The sequence below is a fragment of the Paraburkholderia sp. SIMBA_053 genome (genome assembly GCF_046534895.1).
GTDB classification, from domain to species: Bacteria; Pseudomonadota; Gammaproteobacteria; order Burkholderiales; family Burkholderiaceae; genus Paraburkholderia; species Paraburkholderia caledonica.
Map to the genome: position 1 here is coordinate 1,238,952 of NZ_JAWRXU010000002.1, position 6,822 is coordinate 1,245,773.

7 protein-coding genes are annotated in these 6,822 nt (G+C 64.0%); 2 read left to right on the top strand and 5 right to left on the bottom strand.

The window, feature by feature from the left end:
• Nucleotides 1–58: 58 nt before the first annotated feature.
• Nucleotides 59–1,891 carry an AMP-binding protein gene (locus tag SB753_RS11990; RefSeq protein ID WP_410800278.1) on the top strand — a complete coding sequence of 611 codons (1,833 nt, stop codon included), beginning with the start codon at nucleotides 59–61 and terminating at the stop codon, nucleotides 1,889–1,891.
• Between the two features lie 49 nt (nucleotides 1,892–1,940).
• The gene (locus tag SB753_RS11995) at nucleotides 1,941–2,969 is read left to right on the top strand and encodes a DUF1571 domain-containing protein (protein ID WP_410800279.1); all 1,029 of its coding nucleotides are present in this window, start codon (nucleotides 1,941–1,943) and stop codon (nucleotides 2,967–2,969) included.
• Here SB753_RS11995 and SB753_RS12000 read toward each other — a convergent pair.
• The 5 genes from SB753_RS12000 to SB753_RS12020 all read right to left on the bottom strand — a co-directional run bounded on the left by SB753_RS12000 (nucleotide 2,966) and on the right by SB753_RS12020 (nucleotide 6,653).
• Nucleotides 2,966–3,376 carry a hypothetical protein gene (locus tag SB753_RS12000; RefSeq protein WP_410800280.1) on the bottom strand — a complete coding sequence of 137 codons (411 nt, stop codon included), beginning with the start codon at nucleotides 3,374–3,376 and terminating at the stop codon, nucleotides 2,966–2,968. The genes SB753_RS11995 and SB753_RS12000 overlap by 4 nt on opposite strands.
• Before the next feature lie 83 nt (nucleotides 3,377–3,459).
• The gene (locus tag SB753_RS12005) at nucleotides 3,460–5,037 is read right to left on the bottom strand and encodes an FAD-binding protein (RefSeq protein ID WP_410800281.1); all 1,578 of its coding nucleotides are present in this window, start codon (nucleotides 5,035–5,037) and stop codon (nucleotides 3,460–3,462) included.
• A gap of 76 nt (nucleotides 5,038–5,113) precedes the next feature.
• The gene (locus SB753_RS12010) at nucleotides 5,114–5,977 is read right to left on the bottom strand and encodes an anti-sigma factor (protein WP_410800282.1); all 864 of its coding nucleotides are present in this window, start codon (nucleotides 5,975–5,977) and stop codon (nucleotides 5,114–5,116) included.
• The gene (locus tag SB753_RS12015) at nucleotides 5,974–6,501 is read right to left on the bottom strand and encodes a sigma-70 family RNA polymerase sigma factor (protein WP_020070135.1); all 528 of its coding nucleotides are present in this window, start codon (nucleotides 6,499–6,501) and stop codon (nucleotides 5,974–5,976) included. Before SB753_RS12015 ends, SB753_RS12010 begins: the two co-directional genes overlap by 4 nt.
• Nucleotides 6,502–6,515: 14 nt before the next feature.
• Nucleotides 6,516–6,653, bottom strand: coding sequence for a hypothetical protein (locus SB753_RS12020; RefSeq protein WP_179214194.1), 138 nt, complete (start codon nucleotides 6,651–6,653; stop codon nucleotides 6,516–6,518).
• Nucleotides 6,654–6,822 lie beyond the last annotated feature (169 nt).

Consider the following 6,822-nt stretch of genomic DNA (forward strand, 5'->3'; position numbering starts at 1 on the left):
GCTGGACCGCTTCAACCAGCACACAAACCATTGAAGCCAAGGCTTCAGGAGACGACCGATGACCCAGCCCACTCAAGCCTCGCTCTCGCCCGCCGCTGCGGATCAGGCAACCGGGGCCGCTCACGCAGATGCGGCGGCAACGCCTCATGCAATGCAAGACGCAACGGGGCACACTAACCACGCCCCCAACACCGACGGCATCTGGTACGCGTCGTATCCCGCCGACGTGCCGCATGAGATCGACGTCGGCAAATATGAGTCTGTCGTGCATTTCTTCGACGAATGCATTGCGCAATTCCGTGAGCGCGTTGCGTACGTCAGCGTCGGCGCGAGCATGACCTATGGCGAACTCGGCCGCAAGGCGACCGCCTTCGCCGCGTATCTGCAAAGCATCGGCGTGAAACCGGGCGAGCGCGTCGCGATCATGCTGCCCAATACGTTTCAATACCCGGTGTCGCTGTTCGGCGTACTGAAAGCCGGCGCGGTGGTGGTCAACGTCAATCCGCTTTACACCGTGCGCGAACTCGCGCATCAGTTGAAGGACAGCGGCGCGCAGACCATCATCGTTTTCGAGAACTTTGCGAAGACGGTGCAAGACGCGTTGCCGGGCACCAAAGTGCAGAACGTGATCGTGACAGGACTCGGCGACCTGCTCGCCGACGGCCTGAATCTGAAGGGACGTGTGCTCAATTTCATGCTGCGGCACGTGAAGAAGATGGTGCCCGCGTACAGTCTGCCCAATGCCGTTCCGTTGCTGAAGGCGCTTGCCATTGGTTATACGCGGCCGCTCACGCCTGTTCGGCCGACGCATCACGATATCGCGTTTCTTCAGTACACCGGCGGAACGACCGGCGTCGCGAAGGGCGCGATGCTCACGCACCGGAACATCATCGCCAATCTGCTGCAGGCAAAGGCGTGGGCCGAAGGTCAATTGAGCGGCGAAGTGGAAACGGTACTCACGCCGCTGCCGCTCTATCACATCTATTCGCTGACGGTGAACGCGCTGATTTTCATGGGTCTCGGCGGACGCAACATACTGATCGCTAATCCGCGCGACATGAAGCGCGTAATGATGATCATCCGTCACGAGAAATTCACCGGCATGACCGCGGTCAACACGCTCTACAACGCGTTTCTCGAGAACGAGGAATTCTGCAAGCGCGATTTCTCCGACCTGAAACTGGCAATGGCAGGCGGCATGGCAACGCAGCGCTCGGTAGCCGAGCGCTTCAAGGCCGTCACCGGCAAGCCGATTATCGAAGGCTACGGCTTGACCGAATGCTCGCCCATCGTGTCGATGAATCCCGTCGACATCTCGAACCTGCGCGACTTCGAAGGCTCGATCGGCCTGCCCGCGCCCTCCACGCAGGTCCGCTTCCGGAAAGACGACGGCAGCTGGGCCAACATCGGCGAAGCGGGCGAATTGTGCGTGAAGGGGCCGCAGGTCATGAAAGGCTACTGGAACCGGCCGGAAGAAACGGCGAAGGTGATCGACGACGAAGGTTGGCTTGCGACTGGCGACATCGGCGTGATGGACTCGCGCGGCTTCATCCGGCTGATCGACCGCAAGAAAGACATGATTCTGGTCTCGGGCTTCAACGTCTATCCGAACGAGATCGAAGATGTCATCGCGGCTCACCCGGACGTGCGCGAGGTGGCTGCAATCGGTGTGCCCGACGACGCCCAGGGCGAACGCGTGAAGGTGTTCATCGTGAAGCGCAATCCGTCGCTGACCGCCGAGCAGGTGATCGCACATTGCCGCAAGAATCTGACGGGCTACAAGGTGCCGAAGGTAGTCGAGTTTCGCGACGAGCTGCCGCAAACCAACGTCGGCAAGATTCTGCGCCGTGCACTGCGCGACGAGGAACTCGCGAAGCAAAAGACTGCCTGAGAGGCAAGGCGCTTGCATGATGTCTTGCGCCACCCTTTCGGAGAGTTCGATGACGCACCGCCTGTTCGCACGTCAGCGCATTGCCCGTTTCGTGCGGCCCGACGCTCACGTTATCGCCGGCGGCACCACGCCGGCGCTCGCAGCGTCTCACAGCGCATCGCACCGGTCCGGTTTTAGCAGGCTGCTGCTGGGCGCGTTGATGGCCGGCGCAGCGAGCACCGCGACAGTGCCCGCGTTCGCGCAAAACGACGACAAGCCGCCGCCGCTCGAAGCCGCGAGCGCTGTCAAGGCGCCATCCACGCCTGCGTCGCAGGTCGGCAAGCTGACGCTCGATCAGCAGGTCAAATGGCTGCGCGCCGCGCAACAAAGCGGCGCACTCGAAGCGCTCGGCGACACGCAGCTTGTCGCGCTCTTCAAGTCGCTCGATCCGCTCGCGCTGCCGCGCTATATCAAGGAAGGGCCGAACGGCTACGCGTCGTATGAAATGACCATGTCGCGTTCGGAACGCATTCGCGGCCAGTGGCCCGACAAGCCCGACCATATGCTCGTGCGGGTCGCGCACGACCCGCTTCGCATCTACGCGAAGTGGCTGCCCGACGGTGCGCACGCCGGCCAGGAAATCCTCTACGACGAGTCCAAACGCGCGGACGAAATGTACGGACATCTGGGCGGCATCATGAACGTGATGCCGTTATGGACGTCGTTGAACGGCGCCCTCGCCCGCTCGCAATCGAATCACGACGTGCGCGATCTCGGGACCGAATACATTGCAGAGCAATACCTCGCGGAGGGCAAAAAATTTACCGAAGCCGGCCTGCCCCGCTCGACGCAGATCGAAGTGAAGACGATCGACGGTGTGCGTGTCGTCGCGTTCACGTTCGAGACACCGACCGGCCAGCCGCAGTTCTACGCAAAGCGGGAAACGCTCGGGCTCGATTTGCGGCATCCGTATTTCCGCACTGTCGAGTCTTATGACAACGACGGCCGCATCTTCGAAAAGATCGTGTTCGAAACGATCACGCCGAAAACTTTCGACGATTCCACTTTCGATCCTAAGAACAAGGCATATAAGTTCTAACGCGGCGCAAAGACGAAGCTAACGTGGGCTGACTGCGTGCCTTGCTCGCCGCTCCGTTCGTGGCCGTGCTCGATGCGATGCGTTGCATGCGTGGCGAGTTCTTTGAGCACGAAATAGTCTGATGCGCGCGTTACGCCGATTAGCCACGGCGTCGGCTGCTCGCTAGTCGAGGCCCGAAGCATCGGTGCAAGCGCCGTGTGCCATAACAGGCCGATGTCGTCGCCGGTTTCGAATACCGGCAACTTCATCGCCGCCGCGTAGCGGGCAAACTCAGCGCTGAACGTGAGCGTCGAATCGGCGATCGCCAACGTGTCGCGATGCGCGGCGGCGTGCGTGAGCCATGGCCACGCAGAACCTGCCGTGGTGGAAAGCCATGCGCTCGTCATCATGAAGGTGCGCCGGTCCATGTGCTGGTCCGCCTCCTGGTTTGGTCAGCGAGCGCAATGCTCGCCGGACAGTTGCGCCGCGCCCGTCAGACGTCGCCTGACGCTCATGTATAGCCGCGCCGATCGCGCCACGCCGCAGGCCAGATGCCCTGCTTGCCCGGCGCGAGAACGCCGTTCGGGTCGAGCGCGTCCTTGATCGTTTCCGACAGTCGCAGCAATGCGCCGTTGTTGAAGTTGTACTGAGCGGCTGCGAAATCCATATACGCGAGGTGCGTGCGATATTGGCCGTAACCGGCCGCGCGCGCATCGCTCATCAACGAGCGCAACAAGGCGCCCGCCTGCTCGACCTGGTTCGTATTGTCGCGATCGAAAATCGCCGCGAAGATATGATGCAGATGACGCACGCCCGCTGTAAAGCCGCCGTAGTAGTCGAAACCGTACTCGGCCGCGCGGGCCTTCACCATCGAGTATTGGCGCAGCGCGTCGCGTCCGGTTGCCGGACACACCGGCGCAAAGTCCACATGCGCGCCCGCGCCGCCGCGCCAGTCGAGCATGCGGAACGCGCTCATTGCGGGAATGCCGGCGAGATTACGGTCACCGCCGGCGGTGGGCTGCGCGTCGCCCGCATAACGCTTCGCCAGGAACCGCGCGTGAGGCACGCGCGCGAACGCGCGCTGCACGATTGCGTAGTGTGCATCGACCACCTCGGGCGTGCCGTACAGCGCAAAATGCAGATTCCAGCGGCCGACATCGAGCTTGTCGAGCATCGCGGCGACCGCGCTTTCGGGCATTGCGCCGGGCCCGTCGTACCATTGCGCGCGCGCCGACAATCCTGCCGCGCGCCGCAAGCCGCCCTCGATCACCGCGTGATTGCGGATAGTTTCATCGAGCCGCAACGGCCGCAATATGTCGACGATGGGCTCCAGATCCGCTTCATCGCGGAACTGGATTTCGCCGAGCAGATACGCGGGCGGCGCGGGCATCAGCCAGACGCCGAGCTTGGTCACGATGCCGTAGTTCGACTGCATGAACATAGCGTCGAACGAAGGTCCGTAACCGGGCTGGTAAAGCTGCCATGCGGTGCTGGTGTCGATTGCGCCCATGCCGGTTCGCAACACGTCGCCGTTTGCCAGCACCACCTCCATTCCGCATTGCGTCGCCGCATGATCGCCGTACGGCGTGTAGCCGAAGCCGCGCTCGAGCGTGTTGCCCACCACGCTGCCCCAGCCGGCAGCCGGCGGATCGACCCACAGCCTGTAGCCCTTATCGCGCAGGTGCGCATGAAGATCGAAGTAGCTCACGCCCGGCTCGACGAGCGCATAGGCGAGTGTCTCGTTCACTTCGACGATGCGGTTCATCCGCTGCAGATCGAGCACGACCGAACCGGTAAGACGCGGCGCCGCGCCGCCGTACGCAAAATTGCGCCCGGTCGAGACGGTCCACAACGGAATGCGATATTGATTCGCCACGCGCAGCACCGCGCGAATCTCGTCAACGGATGTCGGCAACAGCGCGGCGCTCGCCGCGAACGCTTCGCGCTCGCCCGGCGCGAAGGGATCGAGATAGGCGGAGAGTGCGGCCGCCGAATCCACGACATGCGGCTCGCCGACAATCGAGCGCCAGGCGGCGAGCGCCCGGTCGAACTGCGCGGCGGAAACTCCCGGCGGCAAGTGGCGGATCAAGGGTTCTCCTTCAGCGGGGAAGGCTTGCGTGGCGTTCGCCCAGCAACAACCGCTCTATTGTCACGCTACTGCCACGCTACTGCCACGCTTCCGGCTTGCCACCGAGCGCACTGCAGACGTCGACCGCGATCGAGCGTAGCTTGCCTTCCGCGATCGGCCCTGACAACGCATAACCCATGCCGTCGCTGATCCAGTAGAACGTGCGCCGGTTGCCGTCGCGTAGCAGGCGGAACGCGGTCTCGTCGCGCGCAGTGCCGGTCACATACAGCGTCAGCCGCGCGCCGGCGCGGTTCTCGTACATGAATTGCGCGGCCGGCCCCGCTTCCCCGGGCAACAGACGGCCGCCTACGAGCGAATAGCCGTATTCCTGCAGCGACGGCACGGAAAGCGACCGGTTCAGACGCTTGGAAAGCCAGCTGATCAAATGCTCTTCTTCGCTCGCCGCGACTTCTACCGGATGACGCCGCTCAGGCGTATAAACCGCATACGCAACGTCGGCGCGTTCGGCGAAGCTAGGCGCCTGCGCACCGAGACCGTTCCACGCGCCGCCGGTCAGACGCGGCGCCAGCGGCCCCAACGCCAGCGTGAGCCCGGCGCCCGCCGCGAGCCAGCACGCGGCGATCCCCGCGCGCCGCCACCACGGCGTGCGCGGACGCAGGACGATGACGGTGGGCTCATCGGCATCGTCGGCTCTGCGCGCCGTCTCGGCAGCCTGGCCGCCCGGCGCGCGACGCGCGTCGTCCTGCGGCGCGCCGCACAACACCTGCAGTGCTGCTTTTTGCGCCCGCCATGCGGCGACGCGCGCAGCGGCTTGCGGATGCGCGGCGAGCAGCGTCGCGATGCGTTCGCGTTCCACATCCGACAATTCACCGTCGACAAACGCCGATAGCGCTTGCAGGTCTACCCCGTCGGGCAAGCTGGAATCGTGGTCGTCATTCATCGCGGGTTTCTCACTACTTTCAGCGGCGGCTTACGCGCCGGCTCCTGAGCGGGTCCTTCCAGCAACCCGCGCAGATGTTCGCGTGCGCGCGACAGTCGCGACATCACCGTGCCGACCGGCACGCCGAGCGCCTTCGACGTCTCCTGATAACTGAGCTCTTCGACGCAGACGAGCAACAGCACCTCGCGCTGCTCGATCGGCAGGCAATACAGCGCGCGCTGCAGATCGCGCAGCACGAGGCCGTCGACCTCGCGTTGCGGCGCTTCGAGGTTGCGCCAGGGCGCGCTTTCTTCGTCGACGGCGATCTCGCGGCGACCGCGCAACTGATCGATATAAAGATGCCGCAGAATGGTGAGCAGCCACGCGCGCAGGTTGCTGTTCGGCCGGAACGCCGCCCAGCGCGCAAGCGCGCGCTCCGCCGTATCCTGAACCAGGTCGTCGGCCCATGCGCGGTCCCCCGTCAGCGCGCGCGCGTAGCGGCGCAGCTGCGGGAGCCACGAAATCACTTCTGCTTCAAAGCTCACGCGGCGTGTGGCTCTCAGTAGCCGCCGCCGCTACTGTTGCCGCCGCTGGAGCTCGACGCGCTGTTGTCGGCGGTGGAGGAGCAGGCGCTGGTCGCGAGCGACGCCACTGCGAGTGCGAATATCATCGCGACGATGCTGAGAGTTGCTTTCATACGAGTCTCCTTTGTCGACCGGAGTTAGCGCTTTAGCGCTTACTCCGGTCCCATGCAAAGCGGTCGACCGGAGTTAGCGCTTCAGCGCTTAGTCCGGTCCCATGCAAAGCGGTCGACCGGAGTTAGCGCTTCAGCGCTTAGTCCGGTCCCATGCAAAGCGGTCGACCGG

Excerpts from the sequence above, each read along its gene's own strand:
- SB753_RS12000 (WP_410800280.1), bottom strand. The coding sequence starts at position 3,376 with ATGGACCGGCGCACCTTCATGATGACGAGCGCATGGCTTTCCACCACG.
- SB753_RS12020 (WP_179214194.1), bottom strand. The coding sequence starts at position 6,653 with ATGAAAGCAACTCTCAGCATCGTCGCGATGATATTCGCACTCGCAGTG.
- SB753_RS11995 (WP_410800279.1), top strand. The coding sequence starts at position 1,941 with ATGACGCACCGCCTGTTCGCACGTCAGCGCATTGCCCGTTTCGTGCGG.
- SB753_RS11990 (WP_410800278.1), top strand. The coding sequence starts at position 59 with ATGACCCAGCCCACTCAAGCCTCGCTCTCGCCCGCCGCTGCGGATCAG.
- SB753_RS12010 (WP_410800282.1), bottom strand. The coding sequence starts at position 5,977 with ATGAATGACGACCACGATTCCAGCTTGCCCGACGGGGTAGACCTGCAA.